We start from the raw sequence: 17,316 nt of genomic DNA on the forward strand, positions 1-17,316 counted from the left end.
GAGGAACACATCCATGGCGACTGCCATCCGCAGCGACCTGCGCAACGTGGCGATCGTGGCCCACGTCGACCACGGCAAGACGACCCTCGTCGACGCCATGCTCAAGCAGACCAACTCCTTCGACGCGCACTTCGACACCGAAGACCGCATGATGGACTCCAACGAGCTCGAGCGCGAGAAGGGGATCACGATCCTCGCGAAGAACACCGCCGTGCTCTACAACGGTGCCCACGCGACCGACGGCCCCATCACCATCAACGTCATCGACACCCCCGGCCACGCCGACTTCGGTGGTGAGGTCGAGCGCGGCCTCTCCATGGTCGACGGCGTCGTCCTGCTCGTCGACGCGTCCGAGGGCCCGCTGCCCCAGACGCGCTTCGTGCTCCGCAAGGCGCTGGCGGCGAAGCTGCCCGTGATCCTGCTGGTCAACAAGACCGACCGCCCCGACGCGCGCATCGACGACGTCGTCGCCGAGTCGCAGGACCTGTTGCTGGGCCTCGCGAGCGACCTCAGCGAGGAGGTCGAGGACCTCGACCTCGACGCGATCCTCAACGTCCCGGTCGTCTACGCGTCCGGCCGCAACGGCGCCGCGTCGACGAACAAGCCCGACGACGGCTCGCTGCCCGACAACGACGACCTCGAGCCGCTGTTCGACGCGATCCTCACGCACGTGCCCGCGCCGACCTACGACGACGAGCACCCCCTCCAGGCGCACGTCACGAACCTCGACGCCTCGCCGTTCCTCGGCCGCCTCGCCCTGCTCCGCGTCTTCCACGGCACGCTCAAGAAGGGCCAGACCGTGGCCTGGGTGAAGCAGGACGGCACGACCGTCAACGCCCGCATCACCGAGCTGCTCATCACGAAGGCCCTCGACCGCTACCCGGCCGAGAGCGCGGGCCCCGGTGACATCGTCGCCGTCGCCGGCTTCGACACCATCACCATCGGCGAGACGCTCTCCGACCCCGACGACGTGCGGCCGCTGCCGACCATCACGGTCGACGACCCCGCCATCTCCATGACGATCGGCACCAACACCTCGCCGCTCATCGGCAAGGTCAAGGGCCACAAGCTCACCGCCCGCATGGTCAAGGACCGCCTCGACCGCGAGCTCATCGGAAACGTCTCGATCAAGGTCGTCGACATCGGACGCCCCGACGCGTGGGAGGTCCAGGGCCGTGGCGAGCTCGCCCTGGCGATCCTCGTCGAGCAGATGCGCCGCGAGGGCTTCGAGCTCACCGTCGGCAAGCCGCAGGTCGTCACGCGTCGCGTCGACGGCAAGCTGCAGGAGCCCTTCGAGCACATGACGATCGACGTGCCCGACGAGTACCTCGGCGCGATCACGCAGCTCATGGCGGCGCGCAAGGGCCGCATGGAGAACATGGCGAACCACGGCTCGGGCTGGGTCCGCATGGAGTTCATCGTCCCGTCGCGCGGCCTCATCGGCTTCCGCACGCAGTTCCTCACCGAGACGCGCGGCACCGGCATCGCCAACGGCATCAGCCACGGCTACGGTGCCTGGGCCGGCGAGATCTCGACCCGCACGAACGGCTCGATCGTCGCGGACCGCTCTGGTGTCGTGACCCCCTTCGCCATCATCAACCTCCAGGAGCGCATGACCTTCTTCGTGCAGCCCACGGAAGAGGTCTACGAGGGCATGGTCGTGGGCGAGAACTCGCGCGCCGACGACATGGACGTCAACATCACCAAGGAGAAGAAGCTGACCAACATGCGTCAGTCGACGGCCGACAACTTCGAGTCGATGACGCCCTCGCGCGTCCTCTCGCTCGAGGAGTCGCTCGAGTTCGCCGGCGACGACGAGTGCGTCGAGGTCACCCCCGAGGCGATCCGCATCCGCAAGGTCGAGCTCGACGCCAGCGCCCGCCAGCGCAGCACCGCGCGCCTCAAGAAGGCCAACGCGTAGCACTCGCTGCCCGTCGACCGACGACGCCCCCGTGCCTCGGCGCGGGGGCGTCGTCGCGTCCGGGGCGGGTCGTCGCTCGCCGGTCCGTCCCCGCTGGCCCTCCCAGCGCCTCCTGCGCACGGGACGGGTACCCTCGTCGGGTGATGCCGACCCGATCCCGCCTCGTCCGACTCACGACGTCGACCGTGCTCGCCGGTGCCCTCGTCACCGGGCTCGCCGGCTGCGGGGACGGCTCGCCGGTCGAGAACGTCGTCGGCAGCGCCGTCGACGGCCTGCGGGGCGAGGCCGAGCGCGTGCTCGGCGACGCCGTCGGCGACGTCCTCGGGGGCGCGGCGGTGTCGGCCGACGGCACGCTGCCGCCGACGTTCCCCTCCGAGTCCGTGCCGCTCGCCCCCGGTCAGGTGCGCGGCGGGGGAGCGGCCCCGGACGGTGCCGGCTGGGTCGCCCAGGTCCGCGTCGACGCGGGCACGACCTTCGCGACGGCGCAGGAGCAGCTCGAGGCGGCCGGCTACGAGGCGGCAGGCGTCGACGCGGACGCCGACAGCGGCTTCGGCACCTTCACGGGGCCGACGCACCGCGTCGTGCTCACCTTCTCGACCGAGGCCTCGAGCGGCGACGTCCTCGCGACGTACGTCGTCACGCCGCTCTGAGCCGGAGACAGCCGACATGACCTTCTCGACCCCCTCTGCCGCGCCCGGGCCCCGCCCCGCCGAACGCGTGCTCTTCGTGCACGCGCACCCCGACGACGAGACCATCACGACGGGCGGCACCATCGCGACGCTCGTCGCGGCGGGCGCGTCGGTCGCCGTCGTGACCTGCACGCGGGGCGAGCTCGGCGAGGTGCTGCCCGACGACCTGGCCGCCCTGCGCGGCGACCCCGAGGCCCTCGGGGTCCACCGCGAGAGCGAGATCGAGGCCGCCATGCGGGACCTCGGCGTGCGCGACCACCGGTTCCTCGGGGCGCCGGAGGCCCGCACGGCCGGGCTGCCCGCCCGCCGGTACCGCGACAGCGGCATGGTGTGGGAGGCCGAGGGCGTCGCGGGCCCCACCCCCGACCTGCACCCCGACGCCCTCTGCGCCGCCGAGTCCGGCGAGCTCGTCTCCGACCTGGCAGCGGTCGTCGAGTCGCTGCGTCCGACGGCCATCGTCAGCTACGACGAGGACGGCGGCTACCACCACCCCGACCACGTCCGCGTCCACCGCGTCGCCCTCCGCGTGGCCCGGCTCACCGGCGTGCCGTTCTTCGCCGTGCTGGCCGGCGCCGCCGAGGCCGAGGGCGCCGAGGCCGAGGCCCTGGCCGTCGACCCCGACGTCGTCCGCGTGGACGTCCGGCCCGTCGCCTCGCGCCTCCTGGCGGCCCTCCGCGACCACCGCAGCCAGGTCGAGGTCGTCGACCTCCCCGAGGGGCGACCGGGCCTGCGGTGGCCGCACGGCGCCGTGACGCCCGTCGCCGCGAGCGAGACGTTCCGCCACCTGGCCGAGCCGGGCGGCGCCCGCGGGCGGACGAGCGTCGACTGGGCGGGCGAGCCGACCGGGTCGAAGGCCACCGCGCTCGTGCTGGCCGGCGTCGCCGGCGCCCTGTTCGCCGCCATCGGCACCGTCGGGCACCGCATCACCACGACCGTCGCCGGGCAGCCCCTCTGGACCGGCCTCGTGCTGAGCCTGGCCGCCGTCGTGCTGCTCGGGGTGGGGTTCCGGCTCGTGTTCGGCTCGCGCCGTGTCGTGGCCGCGGCCGGCGTCGGCGCCCTGGCCGTGATCGTACTCTTCTCGTTCCCCAGCGCGGGCGGCTCCGTGCTGGTGCCCGCCGACGACCGAGGGCTGCTCTGGACCTTCGGGGCCGCCGTCGCGCTGGGGCTCGTGCTCGCCTGGCCGCGCCTGGAGGGGCGCGGGGCTACGATGGACTCCTTGCCCGGATCGAAGGGAACCCCCCAGCCGTGACGTACGTGATCGCCCTGCCCTGTGTCGACGTGAAGGATCGCGCGTGCATCGACGAGTGCCCCGTCGACTGCATCTACGAGGGCGACCGCATGCTCTACATCCACCCCGACGAGTGCGTGGACTGCGGCGCCTGTGAGCCCGTCTGCCCCGTCGAGGCGATCTACTACGAGGACGACGTCCCCGACCAGTGGGCCGACTACTACAAGGCCAACGTCGAGTTCTTCGACGGGATCGGCTCGCCCGGCGGTGCCGCGAAGGTCGGGGTCATCGACAAGGACCACCCGCTCGTCTCCGCCCTGCCCCCGCAGGCCACGCCCGGCGCGTAGTCGACCGTGGCGCTCGACCTGCCCGACTTCCCCTGGGACTCGCTGGCGGCCCACGCCGCCACCGCTCGAGCGCACGAGGGCGGTCTCGTCGACCTCTCGGTCGGGTCCCCGGTCGACCCCACGCCCGACGTCATCCGCGAGGCCCTGCGCGACGCCACCGACGCGCACGCCTACCCGCAGGTCGCCGGCACCCCGGCCCTCCGCGCCGCGATCGCCGAGTGGTACGCCCGGCGGCGCGGGGTCCCCGGGCTCGACGACCGGCACGTGCTACCCACCATCGGCTCGAAGGAGCTCATCGCGGGCCTGGCGCTGTGGCTCGGCCTCGGCCCCGGCGACACCGTCGTGCACCCGCGGAACGCCTACCCGACCTACGCGCTCGGAGCGGCGCTCGTCGGCGCCGACGTCCTGGCGAGCGACGACCCCGCCGAGTGGCCCGAGAGCACCCGGCTGGTCTGGCTGAACAGCCCGGGCAACCCCGACGGTGCCGTGCTCGACGTGCCGGCCCTGCGGGCCGCGGTCGAGCGCGCCCGCGAGCTCGGTGCCGTCCTGGCCGGCGACGAGTGCTACGCCGAGCTCGGCTGGGAGGGCGAGTGGGCCGAGCGTCCCACGCCCTCGGTGCTCGACCCCGCCGTCGTCGGCGACTCGCTCGACGGCGTCGTGTCGGTGTACTCGCTGAGCAAGCAGTCGAACCTCGCCGGCTACCGGGCCGGCTTCGTCGCGGGCTGCCCGCGCGTCGTCGCCGAGCTGCTCGCCGTCCGCAAGCACGCCGGGCTCATGCCGCCCGCACCCGTGCAAGAGGCGATGCGCGTCGCCCTCTCCGACGACGCCCACGTCGCCGAGCAGAAGGCCCGCTACGCCGCGCGCCGCGCCGTGCTGCGCCCCGCGCTCGAGGCCGCGGGCTTCACGATCGACCGCAGCGAGGCCGGCCTCTACCTCTGGGCCACCAGGGGCGAGCCCGCCGACGCCACGGTCGCGTGGTTCGCCGAGCGGGGCGTCCTCGTGGCTCCGGGCTCCTTCTACGGCGACGACGGGAGACGGCACGTGCGCGTCGCGCTGACCACCACCGACGAGCGCATCGCGGCCGCCGCCGGACGACTGGCCGTCTGACCCGGCACCACCGAGCGGTCGACCGGCGGACCGACGGGCCGGACCCGGACGAGGCCCCGGCCCGGACCTCCTGCCCGGTAGGGTGGGCGACGTGACTGTTGCCAATGACGCTCAGAAGGCCACACTGCAGTTCCCGGGGGGCACTGCCGAGTTCCCGATCGTGCCGAGCACCCAGGGAGCGTCGGCGATCGACATCTCGACGTTCACCAAGCAGACGGGCTTCACGACGCTCGACACGGGCTTCGTGAACACCTCGGCGACGCGGTCCAAGATCACCTACATCGACGGGGACGAGGGGATCCTCCGCTACCGCGGGTACCCGATCGAGCAGGTCGCGGCGAACTCCAACTACCTCGAGACGGCCTGGCTGCTCATCCACGGCGAGCTGCCGAGCGCCTCCGAGCTGGCCGACTTCGACGCCCGCGTGCGCCGCCACACGCTGCTGCACGAAGACCTGCGCCGCTTCTTCGACGCCCTGCCGCACGACGCGCACCCCATGTCGGTGCTGTCCAGCGCCGTCGGTGCGCTCGGCACCTTCTACCAGGGCTCGATGAGCGTCACCGACCCCGAGCAGATCGAGCTGCAGACCGTGCGCCTGCTCGCGAAGCTGCCCGTCATCGCGGCGTACGCCCACAAGAAGAGCCTCGGCCAGGCGTTCCTCTACCCCGACAACTCGCTGAGCTTCGCCGACAACTTCCTCAAGCTCAACTTCGGCACCATGGCCGAGCCGTACGAGGTCGACCCGGTGCTCTCGAAGGCGCTCGAGCGCCTCCTGATCCTGCACGAGGACCACGAGCAGAACGCGTCGACGTCGACCGTCCGCCTCGTCGGCTCGACCCAGGCGAACCTCTTCTCGTCCGTCTCCGCCGGCATCAGCGCCCTCTACGGCCCGCTCCACGGCGGCGCCAACGAGGCGGTGCTCACCATGCTCGCCGACATCAAGCGCTCGGGCGAGGGCGTCGAGCGCTTCGTCGAGCGGGTGAAGAACAAGGAGGACGGCGTCAAGCTCATGGGCTTCGGCCACCGGGTCTACAAGAACTACGACCCGCGCGCGAAGCTCGTGAAGGAGAGCGCCACCGAGGTGCTCCAGGCCCTCGGCGTGAAGGACGACCTGCTCGACATCGCCATGGAGCTCGAGGCGATCGCCCTCGCCGACGACTACTTCGTCGAGCGCAAGCTCTACCCCAACGTCGACTTCTACACGGGCGTCATCTACAAGGCCATGGGGTTCCCGACCCGCATGTTCACGGTGCTCTTCGCCATCGGCCGCCTGCCCGGCTGGATCGCGCACTGGCGCGAGATGGCCACCGACCCCACCACGAAGATCGGCCGCCCGCAGCAGCTGTACCTGGGCGAGGCGCAGCGCGACTGGCCCACCCGCTGAGCCGCGCCTCCTGCCGCTCGTGACGACGGCCCCTGCTCCGCGGAGCAGGGGCCGTCGTCGTGCCGGGGGCTACGCGTGCAGCTGGGCGTTCAGCTGGATGCCGTGGCCGCTGCGCGGCAGGACCTCGACGGCCCCCGTGAGCGAGTTGCGGCGGAAGAGCAGCCCGGGCTGGCCGGAGAGCTCGACGGCCTTGACGGTCTGCGGGCGACCGTCGTGCGTGGGGGTGCCGCCGACGACGACGACCTTCGTGCCGGCGGTGACGTAGAGGCCGGCCTCGACGATGCTGTCGTCGCCGATCGAGATGCCGATGCCGCTGTTGGCGCCGAGCAGCGAGCGCTCGCCGATCGTGATGCGCTGCGTGCCGCCGCCCGAGAGCGTGCCCATGATCGAGGCGCCGCCGCCGATGTCGGAGCCGTCGCCCACGACGACGCCCTGCGAGATGCGTCCCTCGACCATCGACGCGCCCAGCGTGCCCGCGTTGAAGTTGACGAAGCCCTCGTGCATGACGGTCGTGCCGGGCGCCAGGTGGGCGCCGAGCCGCACGCGCGAGGCGTCGGCGATGCGCACCCGGTCGGGGAACACGTAGTCGAGCAGGCGCGGGAACTTGTCGACGCCTGTGGTCGTGATGCCGGCGCGCTGCAGGCCGGGACGCAGGCGCACGAAGTCGTCGGGGTGCACGGGGCCCGCGGTGGTCCAGACGACGATGGGCAGGTGGGCGAAGACGCCGTCGAGGTTGATCGTGCCCGGGGCGACGAGCAGGTGGCTGAGGAGGTGCAGGCGCAGGTAGGCGTCGGGCGTCGACGCAGGAGGCGCGGCCAGGTCGATCTCGGTCGTCACGGGGACGAGCTCCACGGCCCGGCGGGCGTCGGGGCCGGCGGCGTCGGCGAGCTCGGCGGGCACGATCTCGGGGTCGCGGTCGGCGGGCAGCGCGCCGAGCGCGGGGGAGGGGTACCAGGTGTCGAGCGTGGTGCCGCCGGCGGACACGGTGGCGAGCCCGTAGCCGTGGGCGTGCGTGGGGGCGGTGGCGTCGGTGGTCATGCCCCCGAGGGTAGTGCCCCGCCCGGACGCCGCCCCGAGCCCCGCCCGGAGCCCCGGCGGCGTCCCGGGGAGCCGCCCCTACACTCGGGTGCATGGCCGCCTTCGACCTCAGCACCTCGACCGTCGACCTCACGAGGCAGCTCTGCGACGTCGAGAGCGTCTCGGGGGACGAGGCCACGATCGTCGACCGCATCGAGGAGACCCTGGCGCAGGCGGCCCATCTCGAGGTCGTGCGCGACGGCGACGCCCTCGTCGCCCGCACCCACCTCGGCCGCGACCAGCGCGTCGTCGTCGCGGGCCACATCGACACGGTGCCCCTGGCCGACGACGTGAACCTGCCCTGCCGGTACGAGACCGAGGGCGGGGTGGAGTACCTCTGGGGCCGCGGCACCGTCGACATGAAGGCCGGCAGCGCGGTGCACCTGGCGCTCGCGGTCGAGCTCGTCGACCCCGTCGTCGACGTCACGTGGGTCTGGTACGACCACGAGGAGGTGGCGGACTCGCTCAACGGCCTGGGCCGCCTCGCCCGCACGCGCCCCGAGCTGCTCGAGGCCGACTTCGCGATCCTCGGCGAGCCCACGAACAGCAGGGTCGAGGGGGGCTGCAACGGCAACCTGCGCGTCGAGGTGCGCACCTTCGGACGCCGGTCGCACAGTGCCCGGTCCTGGATCGGCGACAACGCGATCCACCGCGCCGCACCGGTCCTCGACCTCCTGGCGTCGTACGAGGCGCGCGAGGTCGAGGTCGACGGCCTGGTGTACCGCGAGGGGCTCAACGCCGTGGGCATCACGGGCGGCGTCGCGGGCAACGTGGTCCCCGACGAGTGCATGGTGCACGTCAACTACCGCTTCGCGCCGAGCCGCAGCACGGACGAGGCCGTGGCCCACCTGCGCGAGCTCTTCGACGGCTTCGACGTGCGCGTCGTCGACCTCGCGCCCGGCGCGCGGCCCGGCCTCGACGCGCCGCTCGCGCAGCAGTTCGTGGCCGCGGTCGGCGGCGAGCCCGGCCCCAAGTACGGCTGGACGGACGTCGCCCGCTTCTCGGCCCTCGGCGTCCCCGCCGTCAACTACGGCCCCGGCGACCCGCAGCTGGCGCACCACGACCACGAGCGCGTGCCCGTCGAGCAGGTCCTCGAGAACGAGCGCGGGCTGCGGGCGTGGCTGTCCGCCTGAGCCCTCCCGACGCCGCCCCGCGGACCCCGACGGCAGGAGGACCGGCCCGTCTCGTCGCGGACCGGTGGCGGGCCGCCCCGTGGTGGCTCCGCGTGCTCGTCGTGCTCGCGGCGTCGAGGGCGGTGAGCACGGCGTTCCTGCTGTCGTTCGCCGGTCGGCAGGAGGTCAACGCCTGGACGCTGGCCCACCCCGGCTACGTGGCCTTCGCGAACCTCTGGGACGCCCGCTGGTACGAGATCATCGCGGTCGTCGGCTACCCGACGACGCTCCCCGTCACGCCCGACGGGCACGTCGCCGAGAACGCCTGGGCGTTCATGCCCGCCTACCCGTTCACGATCCGGGCGCTCATGGAGCTCACGGGCGCCGGCTTCGCCCCGCTCGCGGTGGTCGTCTCGGTGGCCTTCGGCGCGGGGGCCGCGCTGCTGCTCCACCGCCTGCTCAGCACCGTGCTGCCCGAGGGGTCCGCGACGTTCGGGGTCGTCCTGTTCTGCGTCGCGCCCGTGTCGCCGCTGCTGCAGCTGGGCTACGCGGAGGCGATGTTCGCGTTCTTGCTCTGCCTCGCCCTCCTGCTGCTCGTGCGGCGACGCTACGTCGCGATGCTGCCCGTCGTGCTCGTGCTGTCGTTCACCCGGCCCGGCGCGCTGCCGCTCGCCCTGGCCATCGGCGTGCACGCGCTGCTGCGCCTGCGGGACCGCGACCGCGACCCGTTCCCGCTGCGCGAGCGCGTCCACGCGGCCGTCGCGACCGTGACGACGGGCCTGCTCGGCCTGGCCTGGCCCGTCGTGGCCGGGATCGTGACCGGCGTGCCGAGCGCCTACGAGGAGACCGAGCTCGCCTGGCGCAGCGCGTACATCGGCCGTCAGCCGTTCGTCCCCTTCGCGCCCTGGGTGCAGGGCGCGAACTGGTGGCTGCCCGGCGGGCTCGGCCTGGTCGTGCTCGTCGTCCTGGTCCTCGCCCTCGCCGGCCTCCTGCTGTCGCCCTGGGGCCGTCGCCTCGGCGTCGACCTGCGCCTGTGGAGCGCGGCCTACGCCCTGTACCTGCTCGCCGTGTGGTTCCCGCAGTCGAGCACCTTCCGGATCCTCCTGCCGCTCTTCCCGCTGCTCGGGGCGCTCGCGGTGCCCCGGTCCCGCACGTGGCGGGTCCTGCTCGTCGTGGCGTCGCTCCTCCTGCAGTGGGTCTGGATCGACTGGTGCTGGTGGGTCGACGGAGCGGACTGGACGCCCCCGTGACCCGACGGCCCGGAGCGGACGTGACCCCGCGCCCGTCGCGACGCGCGCGGCCGTTTGGGGTATCGGGGCGGCATGCGGGATGATGGTGGCAGCATCCACGAAAGGGGTCAACTGATGGCAGCCATGAAGCCGAGGACCGGCGACGGACCTATGGAGGCCGTGAAGGAGGGCCGCCTCATCATCGTGCGCGTACCGCTCGAGGGTGGAGGCCGCCTCGTGGTGTCGGTCAACGACGACGAAGCCAAGGAGCTCCACGCCGCCCTCGCAGGCGTCGTGAACGCCTAGTCAGCCACTCCAGCACCGACGCAGCCCCCGTGGACCTCAGGGACCACGGGGGCTGCGTCGTGCCGTCAGCGCTTGACGAGCTGCAGGAGGCCGTCGCCGGCCGTCGAGAGCGAGGCGAGCACGGCGGGCGAGGTCGACACCTCGGTCAGCAGCGTGCGGTACCCGGTGGTGACGGGGTCCCGGCGGGCCGGGTTCGCCACGGAGCCGTGCCACAGGGCGTGCGGCACGAGGACGACGCCGCCCGGCCGGGCGAGCCGGAGGCCGTGCTCGGCGTGCTCCAGGACGTCGGCCGGGTCGCCGTCGACGAGCACGAGGTCGTAGGAGGCCTCGTTCATGCGGGGCAGCACGTCGCGGGCGCGGCCGGTGATGAGGCGGGCGCGGGCCGCGGGGACGCCGGCCCGGAGGAACGACTCGCGTGCGGACTGCTGGTGGTCGATCTCGCGGTCGATGGTCGTGAGCGTGGCGGCGGGCGCTCCCCGGTTCAGCCAGAGACCGCTCACGCCGAGGCCCGTGCCGATCTCGATCATGGACCGCGCGCCCGAGGCGGCGGCCACGACGGCCAGCTGCGCCCCGACGGCGGGGGAGACGGGCTCCACGCCCGCCTCGAGGGAATGGCGTCGGGCCTCGGCGACGACGTCGTCCTCGACCACCAGGTCCTCGGCGTACTTCCAGCTCTGTTCGATGTGCGACACGTCACTCCTCAGCCGCCCACTCTAGGGGCAGGCACAGGGGGCGAGCGGTTAGTCTGCTGCCGTGTCCGTCTTCGGCTTGTCGTTCGAGAAGCTCCTCGTCATCGGGGTGATCGCCGTGTTCCTGCTCGGCCCCGACCGGCTGCCCGGGTACGCGGCCAAGCTGGCCCAGTTCGTGCGCACGCTGCGCACCATGGCCGACACGGCGAAGAACCGCATGCGCGACGAGATGGGCCCCGAGTTCGACGAGGTCGAGTGGCAGAAGCTCGACCCCCGGCAGTACGACCCCCGGCGCATCATCCGCGACGCGCTGCTCGACGGGCCCGAGGCGCCCGCGCCCGCGCGGGGTGCACGCCTCGGGACGGCGGCGGCCGGCGCGGCCACGGGAGCCTCGGTCGCCGGGGCGGCGGGGGCGAGCGGGTCGCCGGTGCGGTCGGGCATCGTCGGCCTGCCCTCCTCCGCGCCACCGCGCGAGGTGGTGCCCCTGGCCGCGGGCGAGGTGCCGCCGTACGACTCCGAGGCGACCTGACCGGCGGTCGGCACCGCGCCTCCTGACGGCTCAGACCCCGCCGTGGAGCGCCGCCACGCGCGAGGCCTCGGCTCGCAGGGCGTCGACCACGCGCCGGACGGACGGCCGCTCGGCACGGTCGCGGCGCATGAGCACCGAGACGTAGCGCACGGCGCGCAGGCCCTCCAGGGGCAGCAGGACGAGGTCGTCGCGCACGCCGATGGTCGTGAAGCGGGGCAGGATCGCGATGCCGAGGCCCGCCCCCACGAGCGCCTCGGTGACCTTCGTGTCGCTGAAGCGCTGCCGGATGCGCGTGGGCTGCCCGGTGATGCGCTCGATCTCGCGGTACACCCACTCGAACGGCCAGTCGCTGGGCACCCCGATCCACGACTCGTCGACGAGGTCGTGGGGCGCCAGGGAGGCGCGCTGCGCGAGCCGGTGGTCGGCGGGCAGGGCGACGTCGAGGGGCTCCGTGAGCAGCGGGATCGTCAGCAGGCCCTTCTTCGAGCGCCAGGTGCGCCCGTCGGGGGAGTGCGCGATGACGACGTCGTGGTCGGCGGCCAGGTCGGCGAAGGCGAGGGTCGAGGGATCGTGGTCGCTCGCGACGACCGTGAGGCCGGGGGCCTCCGCGATGGTCCGGAGCAGGCCGGGCAGGAGCATCTGCCCCGCGGTGGGGAACGTCGCGAGCGTCACCTCGCCCTGCGGGGCCGCCACGAAGTCCTCCCAGGTCGCCTGGGCTCGCTCGAGGGCGACCGCCACGTCGGTGGCCGTCTGCGCGAGCACGCGGCCCGAGCCGGTGAGGACGATGCCGCGGCCGGAGCGTTCCGTGAGGGCGACCCCGGCCTCGCGCTCGAGCACCTTGAGCTGCTGCGAGACGGCGGACGGGGTACGGTGCGTCGCCTTCGCGACGGCGGCGATGCTGCCCCGCTCGGCGAGCTCGCGGAGCAGTTCGAGGCGCTTGACGTCCATGTAGCAAAACTACACGGTGAGGCAAGGAGCACACGATTGCGCTACTGCTTCAGAAGGCGCAGGATGGACAAGTCTTCAGAGCGCGTGAGCGCCCCCAGTCCGGTCGACCTGGTCCCGGTCTGTGACTCCCTCCCTCAGTGCTGATCAGCGCGGTGCGTCCGCGCGCCGAAAGGAAACACCCGTGTTCACCGGTCTCATCGTCCTCTCCGTCGCCGCCCTCGTCGGCATCACCGGCAGCATCGTCGTCGTCGCCCGCGACGGCTACCGCGCCATCCCGACCCGCACCTACAGCCGCTGGTCCTAGACCCGGTCCGGTCCGTCCACTCCTGAGCGGACCCGACCCCGTGGTCGCGCCCGTGCCGGGTCGCGACGCACGCGCGTCGTCGCCGTCCCCCGCGGACGCGATGCACGACGAGGGGCGCCTTGCAGATGCAGGGCGCCCCTTCCCCGTTCCCGGACCCGAGGACCGGACGGCCGCGGTCGTCCATCGCCGACCCGGGCGCCACCCTCGGCGACGACGGGGTCAGCCGACGCGCAGCCCCAGCCGACGGCCCGCGAGGCCGCGCTCCCGCACCGCGAGCCGACCCGCGAGGTCGTCGATGGCCACCGCGGCCGGGTCGGCGGGAGCCCCGAGCACGACGGGCAGGCCCGCGTCGCCGCCCTCGCGCAGCGCGACGCTGAGCGGCACGCTCGCCAGCAGGGGCACGGGCGCCTCCTGGCCCCGTGAGAGCCGCCGTGCGGTCTCCTCTCCGCCGCCCGAGCCGAACAGGTCGAGCACGCTGCCGTCGGGCTGCACGAGCCCCGCCATCGTCTCGACGACGCCCAGGAGGGTCTGGCCGGTCTGGCGCGCGACGAGCCCGCTGCGCTCCGCCACGTCGGCCGCCGCCGGTTGCGGCGTCGTCACGACGAGCACCTCGGCCTGCGGCAGCAGCTGACCGACGCTGATCGCGACGTCGCCCGTGCCCGGCGGCAGGTCGAGCAGCAGCACGTCGAGGTCGCCGAAGAACACGTCGGTGAGGAACTGCTGGATCGTCCGGTGCAGCATGGGGCCCCGCCAGGCGACGGCCGTCGAGGAGTCGTCGACGAACATGCCGATCGAGATGACCTTCACGCCGTGCGCCACCGGGGGCAGGATCATGTCGTCCACCTGCGTGGGCCGGACCGTGGCGCCGTCCCCGTCGACCAGGCCCAGGAGGCCCGGGATGCTGAAGCCGTGCACGTCCGCGTCGACGATGCCCACGGCCAGGCCCCGCGCGGCCAGCGCGACGGCGAGGTTCGCCGTCACGGTCGACTTGCCCACGCCGCCCTTGCCGCTCGTGACGGCCACGACGCGGGTGAGGCTGTCGGCCCCGAACTGGGCCACGCGCGGCCCCCGCCCGGCGCGCAGCTTCTCGGTGAGGGCGCGCCGCTCGTCGGCCGTCATGACGCTCACGTCGACGGCCACCGAGGTCACGCCCGGCACGCCGGCCGCGGCGGCGGCGACGTCGCGCTCGATGACGTCCGCGGCGGGGCAGCCCACGATCGTGAGCTTCACGCCCACCGTGGCCGCTCCTCCTGCCGTCACCGCGACGTCGCCCACCATGTCGAGCTCGGTGATCGGCTTGCGGATCTCGGGGTCGAGCACGCGCGTCAGGGCCGCGCGGACCGCGCCCTCGAGGGCGGTGGCGTCAGCGCTCACCGCGCTGCTCCGCTCCCGGGACGACCTCGTCGGCGTCGCGCCGGTCGAGCTCCTCGAGCAGCGAGCGCAGCTCCGCCCGGATGAAGTCCTTGCTCGCCATGTCGCGCATCGCGATGCGGAGGGCGACGACCTCGCGCGCGAGGTACTCGGTGTCGGCGAGGTTGCGCTCGCTGCGCTGGCGGTCCTGCTCGAACTGCACGCGGTCGCGGTCGTCCTGCCGGTTCTGCGCGAGCAGGATCAGCGGCGCCGCGTACGAGGCCTGCAGCGACAGGATGAGGGTGAGCGCCGTGAAGCCGATCGCGGCGCTGTCGAAGCGCCACGCCTCGGGCGCGACGGTGTTGAAGACCATCCAGAGCACGCAGAAGAGCGTGAGGCCGATGAGGAAGTACGGGGTGCCCATGTTGCGGGCGATCGACTCCGTCGCCCGACCGAACCGGTCGCGGCTCGGTCGGCCCGCGCGGCCGGTGAGGACGCGGGTCCTCAGCCCCTTGGGGGAGTCCAGGCGGACGTCACGATCGGTGCGGGCCATCCGACGGCCTCCTTCCGGTGCTGGTGGCGAGCGGTGCTCGTCGGGAACGCGAGCGGGCGCTCGTGAGCGGGTGGTCGGGATCGTGGCTGCGCCAGTCGGTGGGCAGCACGTGGTCGAGGACGTCGTCGATGGTCACCACCCCGACGAGCCGGTGCGCCGCGTCGACGACGGGCACGGAGACGAGGTCGTAGGTGGCCATGATCCGGGTCACCTCGAGGGCGGACGCGTCGACCCGCACCGGTTCGAGCTGCTGGTCGAGCAGCGTGCCCAGGCGTTCGTGCGGCGGGTAGCGCAGCATCCGCTGGAAGTGCACCATGCCGAGGAACCGGCCCGTCGGCGGTTCGTAGGGCGGCAGGGTCACGCAGACGGCGGCACCGAGCGCGGGCGCGAGCTCGTGCCGGCGGATGAGGGCCAGGCCCTCGGCGACGGTCGCGTCGGCCGAGACGATCACCGGTTCGGTCGTCATGAGGCCACCGGCGGTGTCGCTGCCGTAGCTCAGCAGCATGCGCACGTCGTCGGCCTCGTCGGGCTCCATGAGCTGCAGGAGCGCCTCGCCGCGGTCGTCGGTGAGCTGCGCGATGAGGTCGGCGGCGTCGTCGGGCTGCATGTGGTCGAGCACGCCCGCCGCCCGCTGGTCGCCCAGCTGGTCGAGGATCGCCACCTGCTCGTCCTCCGGCATCTCCTCCAGCACGTCCGCGAGCCGGTCGTCGGGCAGGTCGGAGGCGACCTCGAGGCGCCGCTCGGCCGAGAGGTCGAGCAGCGTGTTGGCCAGGTCCGCGGGCAGCAGGTCGCTGTAGGCCGCGATCAGCTGCTCGGCGCTCTGCGCCTCGCCGGGCTCGTGCTCCTCGCGGACGTCGCCCCAGGTGGCGAAGAGGGTCGGGCCCTTGCCGAACGGGGAGGGCGTGGACCGCGGCTTGCGGAGGAAGAGCTGGCCGACCTCCCACGAGCCCTCGGCGTGCTCCTCGATCGCGACGTCCTCGATGGTGCCGGTGCTGCCGTCGGCGCGCAGGGACACCTTGCGCCCGAGCAGCTCGGCGATGACGCGCACCTCGCCGCCGCGCTGCTCGAAGCGGCGCAGGGTGATGAGGCCGGTCGTGATGACCTGGCCCGAGCCGATGCTCGTGACGCGGTTGATGTTGACGAAGACGCGGCGCTTGCCGGGGACCTCGACGATGAGCCCGACGACCTGTGGGGCCTGCGTGCGGCGGTACACGACGAGCACGTCGCGCACCTTGCCGACCCGGTCGCCGGCGGGGTCGAAGACGGAGCACCCGGCCAACCGGGCGACGAAGATCCTCGACGCACTCACCAGTCCACTGTAGCCACCGTGCCAGCGGGCCGTGTTTCAATGTGTGCATGACGAACCAGGGTCCGCTCCGCCGCCGCACGGCGACGTTGCCGACCCTCCCTCGCGGCGAGGTGCTCGGCACCTACGAGACCTACCCCGAGGCGCAGCGCGTGGTCGACCGGCTCGCGCACGCGGAGTTCCCCGTCGCGTCGGTGGCCATCGTGGGCAACGACCTCAAGACCGTCGAGCGCGTGACGGGGCGGCAGACCTACGGCCGCGCCGCCCTCGGCGGAGCCGCCGGCGGGCTCTGGCTCGGCGTGTTCTTCGGCGTCGTGCTCGTGCTGCTCGCCCCCGACGAGGCGTCGGTCGCCTCGCTCGGCGCCGCGGCCCTCATCGGCGCCGGCTTCGGCATGCTCTACGGCGTCGCCGGCTCCGCGATCGCGCGCCGACGTCGCGACTTCACCTCGACCCACCAGGTCCTGGCGAGCGACTACCAGGTCGTCGTCGAACCCGGCCTGGCCGCCCGTGCCCGCGACGCGCTCGCGCGCGACGGCGACGGGCGCTGACGCCGTGCCCGCACGCTGGACCCGCGTCGTCCGCGGCGGCGCGACGGCCGTCGCCTCCGTCCTCCTCGCGGCCCTGTCGCACGTCGCCGGCGGGGCGGGCTCGCCCGGCGTGCTCGGCGTGGTCCTCGCGCTCGTGCTCGCCACGCCCCTCTGCGTCGCGCTGGGCGGGCGCCGGCTCGCGCTCGGTCGCCTCGTCGCGTCCGTGCTGCTCAGCCAGGTCGCCCTGCACGCGCTCTTCGGCCTGGGGACCGCGGCCGGCGGCGTGACGTCGTCGAGCCCCGCGGGGGCGCACCACCACGCGCCGTTCGTGCTCCGTGCCTCGCCCGGCGGCGAGGTCGTGCCCGTCCTCGACGGCGCCGCCGCCGGGCCGTGGGTCGCGCACCTCGTCGCGGCGGTGCTCACCGTGCTCGCGCTGCGCCGGGGTGAGCAGGCCCTCGGGCGGCTCGTCGACCTCGCCGGAGGCCTCGTCCGGGTCGTGGCGCTGCTGACCTGGCGCCCCCCGGTGGCCGGCGCGCGCCTCCTGCCCGTGGTCGCGCCGGTGCGCCGTCCGGTCGCCGCGCGGTTCCTGGTCGCCCTCCCGCGGCGCGGTCCGCCCCTGCCCGCCTGAGCCCCCACGTCGCCGACGACCGTCGGCGGCGTCGTGCGCGTGCGCGCACAGCCCAGGAGATGCGGCCCCGCGCCGCCGTCGG

The 17,316-nt window shown here is 73.7% G+C and carries 19 protein-coding genes; 13 read left to right on the forward strand and 6 right to left on the reverse strand.

Annotated elements, in window-relative coordinates; translation table 11 throughout:
- Nucleotides 1–13 precede the first annotated feature (13 nt).
- The 6 genes from typA (at nt 14) to ACYVHQ_RS00475 (ending at nt 6,676) form a co-directional block, all read left to right on the forward strand.
- Nucleotides 14–1,921 carry a translational GTPase TypA gene (typA, locus tag ACYVHQ_RS00450; protein ID WP_460509870.1) on the forward strand — a complete coding sequence of 636 codons (1,908 nt, stop codon included), beginning with the start codon at nt 14–16 and terminating at the stop codon, nt 1,919–1,921.
- Between the two features lie 143 nt (nt 1,922–2,064).
- Entirely contained in the window at nt 2,065–2,571 is a 507-nt protein-coding gene (locus ACYVHQ_RS00455; protein WP_460509872.1) for a hypothetical protein, read from the forward strand.
- Between the two features lie 16 nt (nt 2,572–2,587).
- Nucleotides 2,588–3,859: a PIG-L family deacetylase gene (locus ACYVHQ_RS00460; RefSeq protein ID WP_460509874.1), complete on the forward strand. Its 1,272-nt coding sequence runs from the start codon at nt 2,588–2,590 to the stop codon at nt 3,857–3,859.
- Entirely contained in the window at nt 3,856–4,185 is a 330-nt protein-coding gene (gene fdxA, locus ACYVHQ_RS00465) for a ferredoxin (protein ID WP_460509876.1), read from the forward strand. The genes ACYVHQ_RS00460 and fdxA overlap by 4 nt, the downstream gene beginning before the upstream one ends.
- Before the next feature lie 6 nt (nt 4,186–4,191).
- Nucleotides 4,192–5,292: a succinyldiaminopimelate transaminase gene (gene dapC / locus ACYVHQ_RS00470; protein WP_460509878.1), complete on the forward strand. Its 1,101-nt coding sequence runs from the start codon at nt 4,192–4,194 to the stop codon at nt 5,290–5,292.
- A gap of 91 nt (nt 5,293–5,383) precedes the next feature.
- Nucleotides 5,384–6,676, forward strand: coding sequence for a citrate synthase (locus ACYVHQ_RS00475; protein WP_460509880.1), 1,293 nt, complete (start codon nt 5,384–5,386; stop codon nt 6,674–6,676).
- 69 nt (nt 6,677–6,745) lie between these two features.
- Here ACYVHQ_RS00475 and dapD read toward each other — a convergent pair whose 3' ends face one another.
- Nucleotides 6,746–7,714 (reverse strand): 2,3,4,5-tetrahydropyridine-2,6-dicarboxylate N-succinyltransferase, encoded by a 969-nt coding sequence (dapD, locus tag ACYVHQ_RS00480; protein WP_460509882.1) that lies wholly within the window; start codon nt 7,712–7,714, stop codon nt 6,746–6,748.
- Nucleotides 7,715–7,806: 92 nt separating this feature from the next.
- Between dapD and dapE the strand changes: the two genes are divergently transcribed.
- The 3 genes from dapE (at nt 7,807) to ACYVHQ_RS00495 (ending at nt 10,400) form a co-directional block, all read left to right on the forward strand.
- The gene (gene dapE / locus ACYVHQ_RS00485; RefSeq protein ID WP_460509884.1) at nt 7,807–8,886 is read left to right on the forward strand and encodes a succinyl-diaminopimelate desuccinylase; all 1,080 of its coding nucleotides are present in this window, start codon (nt 7,807–7,809) and stop codon (nt 8,884–8,886) included.
- Nucleotides 8,871–10,115 carry a hypothetical protein gene (locus tag ACYVHQ_RS00490; RefSeq protein ID WP_460509886.1) on the forward strand — a complete coding sequence of 415 codons (1,245 nt, stop codon included), beginning with the start codon at nt 8,871–8,873 and terminating at the stop codon, nt 10,113–10,115. The genes dapE and ACYVHQ_RS00490 overlap by 16 nt, the downstream gene beginning before the upstream one ends.
- A 114-nt stretch (nt 10,116–10,229) precedes the next feature.
- On the forward strand, nt 10,230–10,400 hold the full coding sequence (locus ACYVHQ_RS00495; RefSeq protein ID WP_460509888.1) for a DUF3117 domain-containing protein: 171 nt from the start codon (nt 10,230–10,232) through the stop codon (nt 10,398–10,400).
- A 65-nt stretch (nt 10,401–10,465) separates the two neighbouring features.
- Here ACYVHQ_RS00495 and ACYVHQ_RS00500 read toward each other — a convergent pair whose 3' ends face one another.
- Nucleotides 10,466–11,092: an O-methyltransferase gene (locus tag ACYVHQ_RS00500; protein WP_460509890.1), complete on the reverse strand. Its 627-nt coding sequence runs from the start codon at nt 11,090–11,092 to the stop codon at nt 10,466–10,468.
- A 61-nt stretch (nt 11,093–11,153) separates the two neighbouring features.
- On the opposite strand from ACYVHQ_RS00500, the gene ACYVHQ_RS00505 reads away from it, so the two are divergent.
- Nucleotides 11,154–11,618 carry a Sec-independent protein translocase family protein gene (locus ACYVHQ_RS00505; protein WP_460509892.1) on the forward strand — a complete coding sequence of 155 codons (465 nt, stop codon included), beginning with the start codon at nt 11,154–11,156 and terminating at the stop codon, nt 11,616–11,618.
- A 30-nt stretch (nt 11,619–11,648) separates the two neighbouring features.
- Here ACYVHQ_RS00505 and ACYVHQ_RS00510 read toward each other — a convergent pair whose 3' ends face one another.
- Complete coding sequence (locus tag ACYVHQ_RS00510; protein WP_460509894.1) at nt 11,649–12,566, reverse strand: LysR family transcriptional regulator; 918 nt, start codon at nt 12,564–12,566, stop codon at nt 11,649–11,651.
- A gap of 181 nt (nt 12,567–12,747) precedes the next feature.
- Between ACYVHQ_RS00510 and ACYVHQ_RS00515 the strand changes: the two genes are divergently transcribed.
- Entirely contained in the window at nt 12,748–12,870 is a 123-nt protein-coding gene (locus ACYVHQ_RS00515) for a hypothetical protein (protein ID WP_460509896.1), read from the forward strand.
- Nucleotides 12,871–13,089: 219 nt separating this feature from the next.
- Here ACYVHQ_RS00515 and ACYVHQ_RS00520 read toward each other — a convergent pair whose 3' ends face one another.
- The 3 genes from ACYVHQ_RS00520 to ACYVHQ_RS00530 are packed head-to-tail and all read right to left on the reverse strand — an operon-like array spanning nt 13,090 to nt 16,082.
- The gene (locus ACYVHQ_RS00520) at nt 13,090–14,244 is read right to left on the reverse strand and encodes an Mrp/NBP35 family ATP-binding protein (RefSeq protein ID WP_460509898.1); all 1,155 of its coding nucleotides are present in this window, start codon (nt 14,242–14,244) and stop codon (nt 13,090–13,092) included.
- Nucleotides 14,234–14,773, reverse strand: a complete 540-nt coding sequence (locus tag ACYVHQ_RS00525) for a DUF1003 domain-containing protein (RefSeq protein WP_460509900.1) — start codon at nt 14,771–14,773, stop codon at nt 14,234–14,236. Before ACYVHQ_RS00525 ends, ACYVHQ_RS00520 begins: the two co-directional genes overlap by 11 nt.
- Nucleotides 14,754–16,082: a magnesium transporter MgtE N-terminal domain-containing protein gene (locus tag ACYVHQ_RS00530; RefSeq protein WP_460509902.1), complete on the reverse strand. Its 1,329-nt coding sequence runs from the start codon at nt 16,080–16,082 to the stop codon at nt 14,754–14,756. Before ACYVHQ_RS00530 ends, ACYVHQ_RS00525 begins: the two co-directional genes overlap by 20 nt.
- A 47-nt stretch (nt 16,083–16,129) precedes the next feature.
- Between ACYVHQ_RS00530 and ACYVHQ_RS00535 the strand changes: the two genes are divergently transcribed.
- Together ACYVHQ_RS00535 and ACYVHQ_RS00540 are read left to right on the forward strand one after the other, a co-directional pair.
- Complete coding sequence (locus ACYVHQ_RS00535; RefSeq protein ID WP_460509904.1) at nt 16,130–16,627, forward strand: YflT domain-containing protein; 498 nt, start codon at nt 16,130–16,132, stop codon at nt 16,625–16,627.
- Between the two features lie 4 nt (nt 16,628–16,631).
- Entirely contained in the window at nt 16,632–17,234 is a 603-nt protein-coding gene (locus tag ACYVHQ_RS00540; protein ID WP_460509906.1) for a hypothetical protein, read from the forward strand.
- The last annotated feature ends 82 nt before the right edge of the window (nt 17,235–17,316 follow it).

Source organism: Frigoribacterium salinisoli (assembly GCF_054781095.1).